The 13976-nt window shown below is 59.0% G+C and carries 15 protein-coding genes and 1 pseudogene; 5 read left to right on the top strand and 11 right to left on the bottom strand.

Annotated elements, in window-relative coordinates; genetic code table 11:
- Positions 1–65: 65 nt before the first annotated feature.
- Positions 66–932, bottom strand: a complete 867-nt coding sequence (locus tag Q7T36_RS01585) for an NAD(P)-dependent oxidoreductase (protein WP_304843284.1) — start codon at positions 930–932, stop codon at positions 66–68.
- 79 nt (positions 933–1011) lie between these two features.
- Positions 1012–2292, bottom strand: coding sequence for a citrate synthase (gene gltA / locus Q7T36_RS01580; RefSeq protein ID WP_304843282.1), 1281 nt, complete (start codon positions 2290–2292; stop codon positions 1012–1014).
- 415 nt (positions 2293–2707) lie between these two features.
- Here gltA and sdhC point away from each other — a divergent pair, with 415 nt between their 5' ends.
- Genes sdhC through Q7T36_RS01560 form a run of 4 tightly spaced genes read left to right on the top strand, consistent with a single transcriptional unit; the run spans position 2708 to position 6016 of the window.
- Positions 2708–3109 carry a succinate dehydrogenase, cytochrome b556 subunit gene (sdhC, locus tag Q7T36_RS01575; protein WP_304843280.1) on the top strand — a complete coding sequence of 134 codons (402 nt, stop codon included), beginning with the start codon at positions 2708–2710 and terminating at the stop codon, positions 3107–3109.
- Positions 3110–3475, top strand: coding sequence for a succinate dehydrogenase, hydrophobic membrane anchor protein (sdhD, locus tag Q7T36_RS01570; RefSeq protein WP_304843278.1), 366 nt, complete (start codon positions 3110–3112; stop codon positions 3473–3475).
- A 3-nt stretch (positions 3476–3478) separates the two neighbouring features.
- Positions 3479–5281 (top strand): succinate dehydrogenase flavoprotein subunit, encoded by a 1803-nt coding sequence (gene sdhA, locus Q7T36_RS01565; RefSeq protein WP_304843276.1) that lies wholly within the window; start codon positions 3479–3481, stop codon positions 5279–5281.
- 27 nt (positions 5282–5308) lie between these two features.
- Complete coding sequence (locus tag Q7T36_RS01560) at positions 5309–6016, top strand: succinate dehydrogenase iron-sulfur subunit (protein WP_304843274.1); 708 nt, start codon at positions 5309–5311, stop codon at positions 6014–6016.
- A gap of 144 nt (positions 6017–6160) precedes the next feature.
- Here the strand turns inward: Q7T36_RS01560 and Q7T36_RS01555 are convergent, their stop codons facing one another.
- From Q7T36_RS01555 to rsxA, 9 genes and pseudogenes are all read right to left on the bottom strand, one after another.
- Positions 6161–6568, bottom strand: coding sequence for a type II toxin-antitoxin system VapC family toxin (locus Q7T36_RS01555; protein WP_304843272.1), 408 nt, complete (start codon positions 6566–6568; stop codon positions 6161–6163).
- A gap of 9 nt (positions 6569–6577) precedes the next feature.
- On the bottom strand, positions 6578–6808 hold the full coding sequence (locus Q7T36_RS01550) for a CopG family transcriptional regulator (RefSeq protein WP_304843270.1): 231 nt from the start codon (positions 6806–6808) through the stop codon (positions 6578–6580).
- A 150-nt stretch (positions 6809–6958) separates the two neighbouring features.
- Positions 6959–7585: an endonuclease III gene (gene nth, locus Q7T36_RS01545; RefSeq protein ID WP_304843269.1), complete on the bottom strand. Its 627-nt coding sequence runs from the start codon at positions 7583–7585 to the stop codon at positions 6959–6961.
- On the bottom strand, positions 7582–8292 hold the full coding sequence (locus Q7T36_RS01540; protein ID WP_304843267.1) for an electron transport complex subunit E: 711 nt from the start codon (positions 8290–8292) through the stop codon (positions 7582–7584). The genes nth and Q7T36_RS01540 overlap by 4 nt, the downstream gene beginning before the upstream one ends.
- Positions 8289–8930: an electron transport complex subunit RsxG gene (gene rsxG / locus Q7T36_RS01535; RefSeq protein ID WP_304843265.1), complete on the bottom strand. Its 642-nt coding sequence runs from the start codon at positions 8928–8930 to the stop codon at positions 8289–8291. Before rsxG ends, Q7T36_RS01540 begins: the two co-directional genes overlap by 4 nt.
- Positions 8927–9949, bottom strand: a complete 1023-nt coding sequence (locus tag Q7T36_RS01530) for an RnfABCDGE type electron transport complex subunit D (RefSeq protein WP_304843263.1) — start codon at positions 9947–9949, stop codon at positions 8927–8929. Before Q7T36_RS01530 ends, rsxG begins: the two co-directional genes overlap by 4 nt.
- Before the next feature lie 10 nt (positions 9950–9959).
- Positions 9960–11642, bottom strand: a complete 1683-nt coding sequence (gene rsxC / locus Q7T36_RS01525; protein WP_304843261.1) for an electron transport complex subunit RsxC — start codon at positions 11640–11642, stop codon at positions 9960–9962.
- A 115-nt stretch (positions 11643–11757) separates the two neighbouring features.
- Positions 11758–12264 (bottom strand): annotated as a pseudogene (gene rsxB, locus Q7T36_RS01520) (electron transport complex subunit RsxB); the annotation flags it as partial.
- A gap of 36 nt (positions 12265–12300) precedes the next feature.
- A complete protein-coding gene (gene rsxA / locus Q7T36_RS01515; RefSeq protein WP_370690020.1) occupies positions 12301–12984 on the bottom strand; it encodes an electron transport complex subunit RsxA in 684 nt (227 codons plus the stop codon).
- 79 nt (positions 12985–13063) lie between these two features.
- Here rsxA and Q7T36_RS01510 point away from each other — a divergent pair, with 79 nt between their 5' ends.
- Complete coding sequence (locus Q7T36_RS01510) at positions 13064–13969, top strand: alpha/beta fold hydrolase (RefSeq protein ID WP_304843257.1); 906 nt, start codon at positions 13064–13066, stop codon at positions 13967–13969.
- The last annotated feature ends 7 nt before the right edge of the window (positions 13970–13976 follow it).

The following is a 13976-nucleotide window of genomic DNA, read 5'->3' as shown; positions in this document are numbered from 1 at the left end:
CGTAAGCGAGAGTATATCGCAGCTTATTGAGTTTGCGCCATGCAAGAAGCAGGCCCGGGGGTGTATCAGGACTGTTTCAGCCGGCGAAGCAGGCTGGAGGTATCCCAGCGTCCGCCTTGCATGGCCTGAATTTCGCGGTAGAAGTCGTTGACCTGCCGGGTAACCGGCAAGGAAATACCCAGCCCGGCTGCTTCTTCCAGACAGAGATCCAGATCCTTGCGCATCCAGTCCACGGCGAAGCCGTGGTTGTACTCATCCGCCAGCATGGTGGCGTGGCGGTTGACCAGTTGCCAGGATGAGGCTGCCCCTTGACCGATGACCTGCATGGCTTTTCCAGTATCCAGCCCGGCCTTCTCGGCGAAGTGCAAACCTTCCGCCAATGCCTCGATCAGCCCAGCGACACAGATCTGGTTGACCATCTTTGTCAGTTGACCGCTACCGACATTCCCCATGCGCACTACAGCCTTGCCATAGCTTGCCAGCAGGGGCTCAATACGCGCGAAGACATTTTCTTCTGCTCCGCACATGATGCTGAGTTGACCGCGTTGCGCACCTTGCTGACCGCCGGAAACCGGGGCGTCAGCAAAGGCCATTCCTCCTCCCTTCAGGGTATTGGCGAGATCACGTGACAGGGTCGCGGAAACGGTGGAGTGGTCGACCAGCACCGAGCCGGGTGTCATGCCCTGGATGATGCCGGTTTCACTCAATACCACCTGGCTGAGATCATCGTCGTTGCCGACGCAGGTGAATACGACTTCAGCCTGGGCGGCTGCCTCAGCCGGGGTAGATGCCTTGTGACCGCCATGTTGTTTTAACCAAGCATCAGCCTTGGCAACAGTCCGGTTGTAAACGGTGACGTCATGTCCATGGGCGGCGAGGTGCCCGGCCATGGGATAGCCCATGTTTCCCAGACCGATAAAGGCGATTTTCATGGCGTGCTCCTGAATCCGGCTTCACAAAAACCAAGGGCCGCATAAGCGGCCCCGGGTCTGTTTCATGACAATGGAAAGCTTAGCGCTTGTCCATCGGCACGAAGTCACGCTGCACCGGGCCGGTGTACAACTGGCGCGGACGGCTGATCTTGTACGGAGCCGAGTGCATTTCCAGCCAATGGGCAATCCAGCCCGGCGTGCGGCCGAGGGCGAAGATCACGGTGAACATGCTGGTGGGAATGCCAATGGCTTTGAGGATGATGCCGGAATAGAAGTCAACGTTCGGGTACAGCTTGCGCGACACGAAGTATTCGTCACTCAGGGCAATTTCTTCCAGCTTCATGGCCAGCTCGAGTTGCGGGTCATGGATACCCAGCGCGGTCAGCACTTCGTCGCAGGTCTGTTTCATGACCTTGGCGCGCGGATCGAAGTTCTTGTAAACGCGATGGCCGAAGCCCATCAGCTTGGTGCTGTCGTTCTTGTCCTTGACGCGCTCGATAAAGTCATCCAGCTTGGAGACGTCGCCGATTTCATCCAGCATCTTCAGCACGGCTTCGTTGGCGCCGCCATGAGACGGACCCCACAGTGCGGCAATACCAGCCGCGATACAGGCATAGGGGTTGGCGCCGGTGGAACCGGTCAGGCGCACGGTCGAGGTCGAGGCGTTTTGCTCGTGGTCGGCGTGCAGCACGAAGATGCGGTCCATGGCCTTGGCGACAATGGGGTTAACCTTGTAGTCGGCGCAGGGCGTGGCAAACATCATGTGCAGGAAGTTTTCAGCGTAGCCCAGATCGTTGCGGGGATACATGAAAGGCTGGCCGGCGGAATACTTGTAGCTCATGGCAGCCATAGTCGGCATCTTGGCGATGAGACGGATGGCGGCGATGCGGCGGTGTTCAGCGTCGTTGATGTCCAGATTGTCGTGGTAGAAGGCGGAGAGGGCGCCGACCACGCCGCACATGACGGCCATGGGGTGGGCGTCACGGCGGAAACCGCGGTAGAAAAATTGGAGCTGTTCATGAACCATGGTGTGGTTCATGACACGGCCCACGAAATCTTCCTTCTGGGCGGCATTCGGCAGTTCGCCGTTCAGCAGCAGATAGCAGGTTTCCAGATAATCGGACTTTTCAGCCAGTTGCTCAATGGGATAGCCGCCGTGCAGGAGGATGCCCTTGTCACCGTCAATGAAGGTGATCTTGGATTCACAGGCGGAGGTAGCCATGAAGCCGGGGTCATAGGTGAAGTAACCGTTGGACAAGACGTCTTTGACATCAATGACGTCAGGACCCATGGTGCCGCTGAGGACGGGAAGGTCCAGGCTCTTGTCACCGATGGTTAGCGTGGCTTTTTTGCCAGACATGGCGTTCTCCTGTTTTTTTCAGCGCATAAAGGCAGCGTTCGCCGGCACCGGAATGGTGCATCGGCCGGGGTCGACGCCGCGTTCAAAACATAGGATGCATAAAACGCGCCTAGCTTAAGGTTTGTAGGGATTTTGTCAATCAAGCTAAGGGCCGACGAAGGTCGTATATCCCGCTTCTGTTCACATGTGGAAACTATTTTGTCCGTATTTTGAACATGGGTTGGCCCCTGCGGATTACTGTACGATTGTGATTGTGTGTTGCGGTGTTTTGTCGCGAACTGTATCAGTTTGTAATCCGGGGGCGGGAAGTCTATAATTCTGCGCCGCCCGCCTTGTTGGCAACGCCGCCGCCAGACGTGCAATTAGCTGTTTTTCTCCTTGATTCCAGCCCTTTATTACGGGCCCCAACTACAGGATGCACGCTGTGAAAAGCAACAGACCTGTCAACTTGTCGCCGGATCTTATCCTGGCGGTCAATCTGAAGTCGCCGGTGGCGATTGCCTCGATCCTGCACCGTATCTCCGGCATCGTCATCTTCCTGCTGATTCCCGTCCTGCTCTACATTCTGCAGGGCACCCTGGAATCCCCGGAAAGTTTTGCCGCCATCAAGGAAGACGTATTCGGTGGTTTCATCGGCCGTTTCCTGGTGTTCGTCACGCTGGCCGGTCTGCTTTATCACTTCTTTGTGGGCCTGAAGCATCTGGTGATGGACTTCGGTGTTGCGGAAGAACTGGAAAGCGGCCGCAACTTCGCCAAGGCTGCCTTGGGAGTGTCCGCCGTTTCCATTGCTCTGGCCTTTGTCTGGGTGGTGCTGTAAATGAAAAGCGCAACGAGTTTTAGCCGTTCCGGCATGAGCGACTGGATTGTCCAGCGTGTCAGCGCCGTTATCCTGGCCGTTTACTTTGTCGTGGTCCTTGGCTGGATCGCCCTGCAGGGTGATGTCACCTACGAAAACTGGTCTGCCTTCATGGGCAGCACCTGCATGCGCATTTTCGGCCTGTTGGCCCTGGCCTCGCTGGCCGGGCACGCCTGGGTCGGCCTGTGGACCATTACCACCGACTACCTGACCGTGCGCCAGATGGGCAACAAGGCAACCTTCCTGCGGTTCCTGGCCCAGATCGGCATGGGTGTGCTGATTTTCGTGTACGTCGTCTGGGGCCTGAAGATTTTCTGGGGAAATTAAGCAATGGCTAAGAATATCCGTACCCTAACATTTGATGCCGTGATTGTCGGCGGCGGCGGCTCCGGCATGCGCGCCTCCCTGCAACTGGCCCGCGCCGGCCTTAGTGTCGCTGTGCTGACCAAGGTTTTCCCGACCCGCTCGCACACTGTGGCGGCGCAAGGCGGCATTGGCGCTTCGCTGGGCAATATGGGCGACGACAACTGGCACTACCACTTTTACGATACCGTGAAGGGTTCTGACTGGCTGGGCGACCAGGACGCCATTGAGTACATGTGCCGTGAAGCACCGAAGATGGTGTACGAACTGGAACACATGGGCATGCCGTTCGATCGCAACGAAGACGGCACCATTTACCAGCGTCCGTTCGGCGGCCACTCGTCCAACTACGGGGAAAAGCCGGTGCCGCGTGCCTGCGCCGCCGCCGACCGTACCGGTCATGCGCTGCTGCACACGCTATATCAGCAAAACGTAGCGTCCAATACCCAGTTCTTTGTGGAATGGATTGCGCTGGACCTGATTCGTGACGAAAACGGCGATGTGCTGGGCGTCACTGCGATTGACCTCGAAACCGGTGATGTCGCCGTGTTCCAGGCCAAGTGCACGCTGTTCGCCACCGGCGGCGCCGGTCGTATCTATCAAGCCTCCACCAATGCTTTCATCAATACCGGCGACGGCCTTGGCATGGCCGCCCGCGCTGGCATTCCGCTGGAAGACATGGAGTTCTGGCAGTTCCACCCGACCGGCGTTGCCGGCGCCGGAGTGCTGCTGACCGAAGGTTGCCGTGGTGAAGGCGGCCTGCTGCGTAACAAGAGCGGTGAGCCGTTCATGGAACGCTACGCCCCCACCTTGAAGGATTTGGCCCCGCGTGACTTCGTGTCCCGCTGCATGGACCAGGAAATCAAGGAAGGCCGTGGCTGCGGTCCCAATGGCGACTATGTGGTGCTCGACCTGACCCACCTGGGCGCAGAGACCATCCACCAGCGCCTGCCTTCGGTGTATGAAATCGGCAAGAACTTCGCTAACGTCGATTGTACCAAGGAACCGATTCCGGTGGTGCCGACCATTCACTACCAGATGGGCGGCATCCCGACCAACATCAACGGTCAGGTGGTAGCTCCGAAGGACGGCGAACCGAATACCGTGGTCAAGGGCTTCTACGCCATCGGCGAATGCTCTTGCGTGTCCGTGCACGGCGCCAACCGACTGGGCACCAACTCGCTGCTGGACCTGATCGTGTTCGGCAAGGCTGCCGGTGACCACATCATTGAAACCGTGCGTCGTGAGTCTGCTGTGCACAAGCCGCTGCCCGCCGATGCGCTGGACAAGACCCTGGCCCGCATTGCCAAACTCGACAACTCGACCGATGGTGAATATTGCCAGGACGTGGCCAACGACATGCGTCGTTCCATGCAGGCCCACGCCGGTGTGTTCCGCACCCAGGCGCTGCTGGATGCCGGTGTCGGTCAGATCCTTGAAATTGAAAAGCGCGTGCAGAACATTCACCTCAAGGACAAGTCCAAGGTGTTCAACACGGCCCGTATCGAAGCGCTGGAGCTGCAGAACCTGATTGAAGTCGCCAAGGCTACGATCATTTCCGCCGCTGCCCGCAAGGAATGCCGTGGCGCCCACACCGTGGTCGACTACGAGCGTCCGCTGACCGATCCGGATTGCCCGCTGGGACGTAACGACAAGGAATGGATGCGCCATACCTTGTGGTACAAGGACGGCAACCGTCTGGACTACAAGCCGGTGAAGCTGAAGCCGCTGACGGTGGACACTGTTCCGCCCAAGCCGCGTACGTTCTGATGCCTGGCCCGGATTCGAGAGAAAATCATGAGTGAAGTTCGCATTTTTGAAGTTTACCGTTATAACCCGGACAAGGATCAGGCTCCGTACTTCCAGACTTACGAGCTGTCGCTGGACGGCTCCGAGCGCATGCTGCTGGATGCGCTGATCAAGCTGAAGACGATGGACGAGACCCTGAGCTTCCGTCGTTCGTGCCGTGAAGGCATTTGCGGTTCTGACGGCATGAACATCAACGGCAAGAATGGTCTGGCCTGCCTGATCAACATGAACACCCTGCCGAAGAAGATTGTGCTGCGTCCGCTGCCCGGCCTGCCGGTCATTCGTGACCTGGTGGTGGAAATGGACATGTTCTACGACCAGTACAAGAAGGTCGTGCCCTATGTCATCAACGACACTCCGGCTCCTCCCACGGAACGCCTGCAGACGCAGGAAGACCGGAAGAAGCTGGACGGCCTGTACGAGTGCATCCTGTGCGCGTGCTGCTCGACGTCGTGCCCGTCGTTCTGGTGGAATCCGGACAAGTTCCTGGGCCCGTCGGCGTTGTTGCAGGCCTACCGTTTCATCATCGACAGCCGTGACACGCGGACTGCCGAGCGTCTGGCGCGTCTGGATGATCCGTTCAGTCTGTTCCGTTGCCGTGGCATTATGAACTGTGTGAGCGTTTGCCCGAAGGGTTTGAACCCGACGAAGGCGATTGGTCATATTCGCAATATGCTGCTGGAACAATCGACCTGATGTGATTATTGTTGCATTTGGTTGATGTAAAAAGCCCCGGAGATTTCGGGGCTTTTTATTGGGGGAGGGGGTGGTGGTACTAGCGTTTGTCAGGGTGTTAATGTTGCACTGTCTCGGACTTTCGATGGGCACATCGGGCCCGACTTACACTGCCTCGTGCCAGTTAACCCACTGCAATCCCGGTACGCGTGAAAACTCCCTTGTATTTCGAGTCACCAGCGTAGCCTGATAACGCAATGCAGTGGCGGCTATCAATATATCGTGCGGGCCAATAGGCGTGCCTGCGGCTTCAAGCCCGGCGCGAATGTGGGCCGCGTAATTCGCGCATTCGCTGTCAAATGGCAAAATCTGCATAGGTCGAAGTAACTTCGTCAACGCAGCAAGACGGGGCATTGCAGCATCCGATGGCATACGCAACAATCCATAGCGCAGTTCATATTCAACAATGGCGGGTATGCCCAGATCGGCAGGGCGCAAGGCTTGCAAGCGAGCCACTACCTGAGCGTCGCCGCGAAAATAGTAGCTGACGGTGTTGCAATCAAGAATAAGCATGGCAGGGAATCAAAAGCCTATACGCTGTACATCGGGCGGCAACGATGCCGGACTGTCTTCGCGCAGGGGAAAATCCGCAAAAGAGCCTGCCAACGCCAGGCAATCCTGAGGCCATTCATGGGCTGCATATTTGCGGATGATTTCAGCCACCCAGCGGCTTTTAGAGATGCCGTGGGCTCGAGCAGCCTGATCCACCAGAGCCTGCGTGGCATCGTCAAGATATAAGGTTATTTGCGACATGGCAGTAACTCCTGACGCGGCATCAATAAGTATAATTTAAATTATACTTGCGATTATGCTCTAGTCAATCGAATCGCCACTTGATGAGCTTGCTGAACTCCTCTCCCGGGGCTTTCTCCGGCAAAAATGACAACTGCAAATCCAAACGCTTCAGTCAGACCTCGACGGACACAAATCCGACAAAATACACCCCCCGCACTCCGGCTTTCGCGCCTTGCAAACATAGCGCCCATGCAATATCAGCCAATGATGCGCATCCAGCAAAAACTCCTTCGGAATGACCTTCATCAACTGCTGCTCCGTCGCCTCCACCGTCTTCGCCTGCACAAAACCCAAACGATTGCTCACCCGGAAAATATGCGTATCCACCGCCATCACCGGCTCACCAAAAGCCGTATTCAACACCACATTGGCCGTTTTGCGCCCAACGCCGGGCAAGGCCTCCAGCAGCTCCCGCTGCCGGGGCACTTCCCCCTGATGATGCTGCACCAGCATTTCACAGGTCTTGAGTATATTGGCCGCCTTGCTGTTATAGAGCCCGATGGTCTTGATGTACTCCTTCAAACCGTCAAGACCCAGCGCCAGAATCGCCGCCGGCGTATTGGCCACCGGATACAGCTTCGCCGTCGCCTTGTTGACGCCGACATCGGTCGCCTGGGCGGAGAGGATCACCGCAATCAATAACTCAAACGGTGTCGAATAGACCAGCTCGGTGCGCGGTTCTGGGTTTTGGGCGCGCAGGCGTGTAAAGGCTTCACGGACTTTCTTGGGCGTCATGCAATATGTCCGGTGGTGCGAACCCGCTTGCTGCCCACAGGCTTGGCCTGTTCCGCCAGCACGGCACGAGCTTTCATGCGCCCATCAATCACGTTCTTGCCCGCAATGATGAAACCCAGGCAGATAAAGGCGCCCGGCGGCAAAATAAAGAACAGGAACTTGTGATAATTGGGCAGGGTGATAGTCCAGCTGCGAGCCATGTCACCCAGCAGCAGGTGCATGTTGCTGAACAGGGTGCCGTTGCCGATCAGTTCGCGCATGCCGCCCAGCAACACCAGCACCAGTGTGAAGCCGGTGCCAATCATCAGGCCGTCAAAGGCCGACGCAGCTACCGGGTTCTTGGAGGCAAACGCTTCCGCCCGTCCCAGCAGCGCGCAATTGGTGACAATCAACGGAATGAAGATGCCCAGCACCTGATACAGCTGGTAAGTATAGGCATGCATCACCAACTCAATGCAGGACACAAAGGCGGCAATGATCATGACGAAGGTGGGTATGCGGATGGTGTCCGGCACCTGATTCCGCACCAGCGACACGGCCGCATTCGAGGTGGCCAGCGCCACCGTGGTCGCCAGGCCCAAGCCTAGGCCGTTGACCACGGAGCCGGAACAGGCCAGCAGCGGACACAGCCCCAGCAACTGCACCGTGGCGGTATTGTTGCGCCAAAGCCCGTCCAGCGCGATTTTGAGATAGAGGTTCTCGCTCATGATTTCTCCGGGTGCGGGGCGGGTGTAAACAGCATTTCCCGATGGTCGCGGTAATACAGCAAGGCCAGATGAACGGCTTTTACGACTGCGCGGGGAGTAATGGTGGCGCCGGTGAACTGGTCGATGACGCCGCCGTCTTTGCGCACTTGCCAACCGCTTTCATCCGGGTTCTGTAACGACTTGCCGTTGAAGCCGAGTATCCAGTCGGACTTGGCGGCTTCAATGGCATCACCCAGACCGGGGGTTTCACGGTGCGCCAGCGCCCGCACACCCGCCATCTCACCGTTGGCGCGGATGGCGACCAGCAGGCGGATGCGGCCGCTATACCCATCCGGCGCAATGACCGGGAACAGCACCGCCACCGGCTGGCCCTGACGGGTGGCGCGCCACACCGTTTCGGGAACCTGGTGTCCCAGCAAGGTGTCATCCTGAATAGTCAGGGTGTCGGTCAGCAGCGCATTGTCGTACTCGGAGGCAGGCAACAGCGTATTCAGGGTCTTGGCCAATTCTTCCTGACGGCTGGCTTCAATACGAGCCGAGGTCAGCTGGTTGAAACCGGCAATCATGCCGGTGGTGACGGCGGCAAACACGCCCAGGATCATGGCGTTGCGGAGCATGGAGCGGGCCAGGGTCATCATTTACTCCCTTTCCATTTGACCGGGCGGACATCATGGCCGAAGGTTCGCGGTTGCACCAGATGATCAATGGTGGGGGCGGCCAGGTTCATCAGCAGCACGGCAAAAGCAACAGCGTCCGGGTAGCCGCCCCAGGTGCGGATGATATAGATCAGCGCACCGATTCCGGCCCCATAAACCAGTTGCCCGCGTCGGGAGGTGGCGGCAGATACGGGATCGGTGGCGATGAAGAACGCGCCCAGCATGGTGGCCCCGCTTAGTGCTTGAAACAGCGGGGAGGCGTAATGGGCGCTGTCAGCAAGGTAGAAAACAGTAGCCAATGCGCCCAGTGTTGCCAGCAAGGCAACCGGGATATGCCAGCTGATGATCTTGCGCGCTATCAAATACAGGCCGCCCAGCAGGAAGGCGAGGTTGGCATAGCCCCATCCGGCCAGTTGGATACGTTCGCTGAACCAGTCGTTGCCGGTCAGTGGCTGGCGGACGGCGAGGCGGAAGCTGTCCAGCGGTGTGGCGCCGGTCAGTTGGTCCAGACCGGAGGCCCGGCCGAGAAAAGCCTGCCACGACACGTCCACAGAGGGATGCGTGCTGTAAGCGGCCCAGCGCGTCATTTCAGCCGGAAAAGAAACCAGCAACAGGGCATAGGCGACCATGGCGGGATTGAAAGGATTGCTGCCCAGCCCGCCATACAGATGCTTGGCCACGGGGATGGCGAAAAGCATGCCCACCAGACTCAACCACCACGGTGAGGTGGAGGGAATGGCCAGACCCAGCAACAGTCCGGTCACCACGGCGGACCAGTCCTTGAGGAAGAAGGCGACGGGTTTGCCACGCGCCTTGAGGCAGCCTGCTTCCAGCAACAGTCCGAGCCCCACGCACCACAGGACATTGATCAGCACGCCCACGCCGAAGGCATAGGTCAGCACCAGCATGCCGGGTACGGCGGCGTAAACCACCTGGCGCATGACTTGCCCGGTGCTGGTTTTGCCAGTGGCATGGGGTGAAGTAACCGTGATCAGGGACATAAGCGGTTCTCTAGGGCGTCGTGACCGGGGCGGGGGGTAAGGCAGCTTCTGCCTTGGCGACGGCGGCCTTCAGGGTATCGATTTCGGTCACCAGAGCCGTGGTGTCTTCGCCTGCCTCATGCGCCACGCCCAGCCGTTTTTCAGCCTTTTTCAGATTGCTGCGGGCCAACGCGGCGGCAATGGCCAACGTCTTGGGGTCGGGTGGCGGCGGAGCTTCGCTGCCGGTCGTGGTTTCGCTGCTTGCCGCCCGGGCAGCAGCCGCGTCCGCCTTGGCCTTGCGCCGGGCTTCCTTTTCCGCCTCTTCAGCCGCCATGCGGTCCTTGCGACGCTCGAATCGGATTTTGGCGCGATCAGACTTGTCATCATCCCGACGCTTTTCATCGAGGGAGCCTTTGGCGAAGCGGTAGTACTGCACCAGCGGGATATGGCTGGGACAGACATAGGCGCAGGCTCCGCACTCAATGCAGTCTTCCAGATGATGCGCTTCGGCTTTCTCCAGCTCACCGGACTTGGCGAACCACAGCAATTGCTGGGGCAGCAGCAGCACCGGGCAGGCATCCGAGCAGGCTCCGCAGCGAATGCAGGCCATCTCAGGGGCGGGCGGGGGAAAATCACGGGGGGTAGCGGCAATCAGGCAATTCGTGGTTTTCATCACCGGAACGTGCAGCGAAGGCAGGGTGTAGCCCATCATCGGGCCGCCGACTATCAGGCGGTTGACCTGGGCATGATTAACCCCGGCCTGATCCAGAAGCCACCCGGCCGGTGTTCCAAAACGGACGTCATAATTGCCCGGCTCCCGGACTCCCAGCCCGGTGACGGTGGTGATACGGGAAATGGAGGGTTCGCCAAGCACAATGGCGCGGTAGATGGCGGCGGCGGTTCCCACATTCAGGCAGAACACCCCGACATCGGTGGTGCGGCCGTCGGCAGGCACTTCGCGGCCGGTGAGGATGAGAACGGTCTGGCGGGCGGCCCCGGAAGGATAGCGGGCGGGGGTGGCCAGCACCTCGATGCCGGTTTTACCCTGCATCGCTTGTTCTATGGCCTGAACCGCTTCGGGTTTGTTGTCTTCAATGCCGATCACCAGACGTTGCGCACCAAGGATCTGCCGCACGATATCGCCGCCGGTGAGGATTTCCATGGCCCGCTCACGCATCAGCAGGTCATCGGCGGTGATGTAGGGCTCACACTCCATGGCGTTGATGACCACGGTGTCCACCTTGGTATCCGCCTTGACGCTGAGTTTTGCTCCAGTGGGGAAGCCTGCGCCGCCCATGCCCGCGATACCGGCTTCCCGGATCAGAGCCAGCAGGGTTTGTGCGCTGGCTTGGCGGTAATCCTTCAGTCCGGCCAAGCCGGTCCATTCATCATGGCCGTCCGGTTCAATCACCACGCAGCGGGACTGCATTTCCGACGGATGATCCACCTCGTAATAACCGATATCGATGACAGTGCCGGAGGTGGTGGCGTGAACCGGCGCGGCGACAAAGGCGCGCACTTCACCGATTTTCTGACCCTTCAGAACATGGTCGCCCACCTGCACAATGGGGCGGGCCTCTTCACCAATATGCTGGATCAACGGGATGATGAGGCGCGGCGGCAATCCGGCGTCTTTGATGGGCGTGCGGGTGGATTCCTGCTTGTGTTCCGGCGGATGGACACCGCCGGGCATGCGCCACTGTGCGTATTTCATGCGCTTATCCCAGTTGGTGAACGGCAATGCGGTTAGCTGCATGTGCCTGACGCGCCGGGCTGGCGCCGACACCGGGAGGCGGTGACCAGTGCCAGGTGGAGCGGGTGACCGGCACCGGAATCATGTCGATGCAGTCCACCGGGCACGGCTCCACACACAAGTCGCAGCCGGTGCATTCGCTGACAATAACGGTGTGGGTATGCTTGGCCGCACCGATGATGGCGTCTACCGGGCAGGCCTGGATGCACTTGGTGCAGCCGATGCATTCTTCTTCGCGGATGAAGGCCACTTTCTTGACCTCGGATTCCGCCCCGTACTCCGAATCCAGCGGCAGCGGGTCCACGCCCAACAAGGCGGCAATCTTGTTGATGGCGTCCTGGCCGCCAGGTACGCAGTGGTTGATGGCCTCGCCACCGGCAATGGCTTCGGCATAGGGGTGACAGCCGGGATGCCCGCATTGCCCGCACTGGGTTTGCGGCAGCAGCGCATCAATCTGGTCCACAATCGGGTCGGCGTCCACCCGGAAACGCTCGGCGGCAAAACCCAGCAGGCTGCCGGATAGCAGCGCCAGCACCAATACGGCCAGCAGGGCTATACCCAAGGCAATCAGGAACGGGGTCATGAGGGTGCGAGTCCGTTGGTCAGGAAATTGCGCATGTCAGAATTTGATCAGCCCGGCAAAGCCCATGAACGACAGTGACATCAATCCGGCGGTGACCAGTGCAATGGCGCTGCCCCGGAAGGGATGAGGCACATCAGCGACATTGATGCGTTCACGCATGCCGGCAAACAGCACCAACACCAGTGCAAAGCCCAGCCCCGAACCCAGTCCGGTCAGCAGCGCCTTGATGAAGGTGGGGTTTTCCGTACGCACATTCAACAGCGCAACACCCAGCACAATGCAGTTGGTGGTGATGAGCGGCAGATAGATGCCCAACACGCGATACAACGCCGGACTGGTCTTGTGCAGCACCATCTCGGTGAACTGGACGGTCACGGCAATGACCAGAATAAAGGTGAGCGTATTCAGGTATTCCAGCTGCAGCGGTTTCAGCATCAAGACATGCACCGCATAGGCCAGCACCGATGAAACCGTGAGGACAAAGGTCGTGGACAAGGCCAAACCCGTGGCGGTTTCCAGCTTCTTGGAGGTCCCCATGAATGGACACAACCCCAGGAACTGCACCAGCACAAAGTTGTTCACCAGAATGGCGCCCACCAGCAGCAGTAAATAGTCGCTCATGTCGGTTACGGCAAAGGGGGAGAGGATACGCGGATTATCGTTGATGCCTGTGGGGGTCACAAGCCCGATACTGCCGACGGTATCCAAAAAAGCGGGCATCGGGTGTGGTACGGCCGTACGGGATGCGATATGTTCCCAACATTGCCATTACTCTCATTGAATCAGGACAGAAAACGACATGACCCGTACTCAAGGTGTTGCCCGCATTGGTGAAATCGATCTGGTCTGGGAGCAGTTCGGTTCTGACAGCGATCCGGCTGTATTACTGATCATGGGTCTGGGCGCGCAGATGCTGCTGTGGCCCGATGCGTTCTGCGAAAACCTGGTGAATCAGGGCTATCGTGTCATCCGGTTTGATAACCGCGATATCGGGTTGTCCGGCAAGATCAAGATCCGCAGCCAGAAGCAGAACTTCCTGGTAGCGATGGCCCGCTTCCAGATGGGATTGCGCAATCCGGCTCCGTACACCCTGTATGACATGGCCGCCGATGCCGTGGGCTTGATGACACAGCTGAAGATCGACAAGGCGCATATTGCCGGGGCGTCCATGGGCGGCATGATCGCCCAGATTATCGCCGCCAAATATCCGGAACGCGTGCGTACATTGAATATCCTGTTCTCCAGCAACAACCAGGCCTTCCTGCCGCCACCGCATCCCGGCGCACTGATTCCGCTGATCAAGGGGCCGGGAGCGAAGGCACCGCGTGAAATCCTGCTGGATCACAGCGTCAAGGTATTCTCGCGTATCGGCAGTCCAGGCTACCCGACGCCGCCTGACGAAATCCGCCGCTTTGCCAGCCAACTGATGGATCGCAGCTTCCATCCGGCCGGGGTGAAGCGGCATTTCCTGGCGGTGATGGGCACCGGCAGCCTGCGGCATCTGGCGCGGCAGATCAAGGCGCCGACACTGGTGGTTCATGGTAAGGAAGACCGTCTGGTGCGTCCGGCCGGGGGCAAGGCGATAGCCAACAGCATTACCGGCGCGCGGCTGGAATTGGTGGATGGCATGGGGCACGATATTCCCAAGGAACTGGTGGGCACTCTGGCCAACTTCTTTGCCCAGAATTTCCGTCGGGCGGTTTAAGCGAATT

Origin of the sequence: Fluviicoccus sp. (assembly GCF_030646115.1) — a bacterium.
GTDB lineage: Bacteria > Pseudomonadota > Gammaproteobacteria > Pseudomonadales > Moraxellaceae > Fluviicoccus.
Note: the sequence above shows the minus strand (reverse complement) of the source record. Positions and strands in the feature narration are given on the sequence as shown.

What these genes read in the sequence shown, in the direction of transcription:
- Q7T36_RS01530 (WP_304843263.1), bottom strand. Translation starts at nt 9,949, where the DNA reads ATGTCCCTGATCACGGTTACTTCACCCCATGCCACTGGCAAAACCAGC.
- sdhA (WP_304843276.1), top strand. Translation starts at nt 3,479, where the DNA reads ATGGCTAAGAATATCCGTACCCTAACATTTGATGCCGTGATTGTCGGC.
- rsxG (WP_304843265.1), bottom strand. Translation starts at nt 8,930, where the DNA reads ATGATGACCCTGGCCCGCTCCATGCTCCGCAACGCCATGATCCTGGGC.
- Q7T36_RS01555 (WP_304843272.1), bottom strand. Translation starts at nt 6,568, where the DNA reads ATGCTTATTCTTGATTGCAACACCGTCAGCTACTATTTTCGCGGCGAC.
- Q7T36_RS01585 (WP_304843284.1), bottom strand. Translation starts at nt 932, where the DNA reads ATGAAAATCGCCTTTATCGGTCTGGGAAACATGGGCTATCCCATGGCC.
- Q7T36_RS01560 (WP_304843274.1), top strand. Translation starts at nt 5,309, where the DNA reads ATGAGTGAAGTTCGCATTTTTGAAGTTTACCGTTATAACCCGGACAAG.
- Q7T36_RS01550 (WP_304843270.1), bottom strand. Translation starts at nt 6,808, where the DNA reads ATGTCGCAAATAACCTTATATCTTGACGATGCCACGCAGGCTCTGGTG.
- rsxA (WP_370690020.1), bottom strand. Translation starts at nt 12,984, where the DNA reads ATGCCCGCTTTTTTGGATACCGTCGGCAGTATCGGGCTTGTGACCCCC.
- sdhC (WP_304843280.1), top strand. Translation starts at nt 2,708, where the DNA reads ATGCACGCTGTGAAAAGCAACAGACCTGTCAACTTGTCGCCGGATCTT.
- rsxC (WP_304843261.1), bottom strand. Translation starts at nt 11,642, where the DNA reads ATGAAATACGCACAGTGGCGCATGCCCGGCGGTGTCCATCCGCCGGAA.
- nth (WP_304843269.1), bottom strand. Translation starts at nt 7,585, where the DNA reads ATGACGCCCAAGAAAGTCCGTGAAGCCTTTACACGCCTGCGCGCCCAA.
- Q7T36_RS01510 (WP_304843257.1), top strand. Translation starts at nt 13,064, where the DNA reads ATGACCCGTACTCAAGGTGTTGCCCGCATTGGTGAAATCGATCTGGTC.
- Q7T36_RS01540 (WP_304843267.1), bottom strand. Translation starts at nt 8,292, where the DNA reads ATGAGCGAGAACCTCTATCTCAAAATCGCGCTGGACGGGCTTTGGCGC.
- gltA (WP_304843282.1), bottom strand. Translation starts at nt 2,292, where the DNA reads ATGTCTGGCAAAAAAGCCACGCTAACCATCGGTGACAAGAGCCTGGAC.
- sdhD (WP_304843278.1), top strand. Translation starts at nt 3,110, where the DNA reads ATGAAAAGCGCAACGAGTTTTAGCCGTTCCGGCATGAGCGACTGGATT.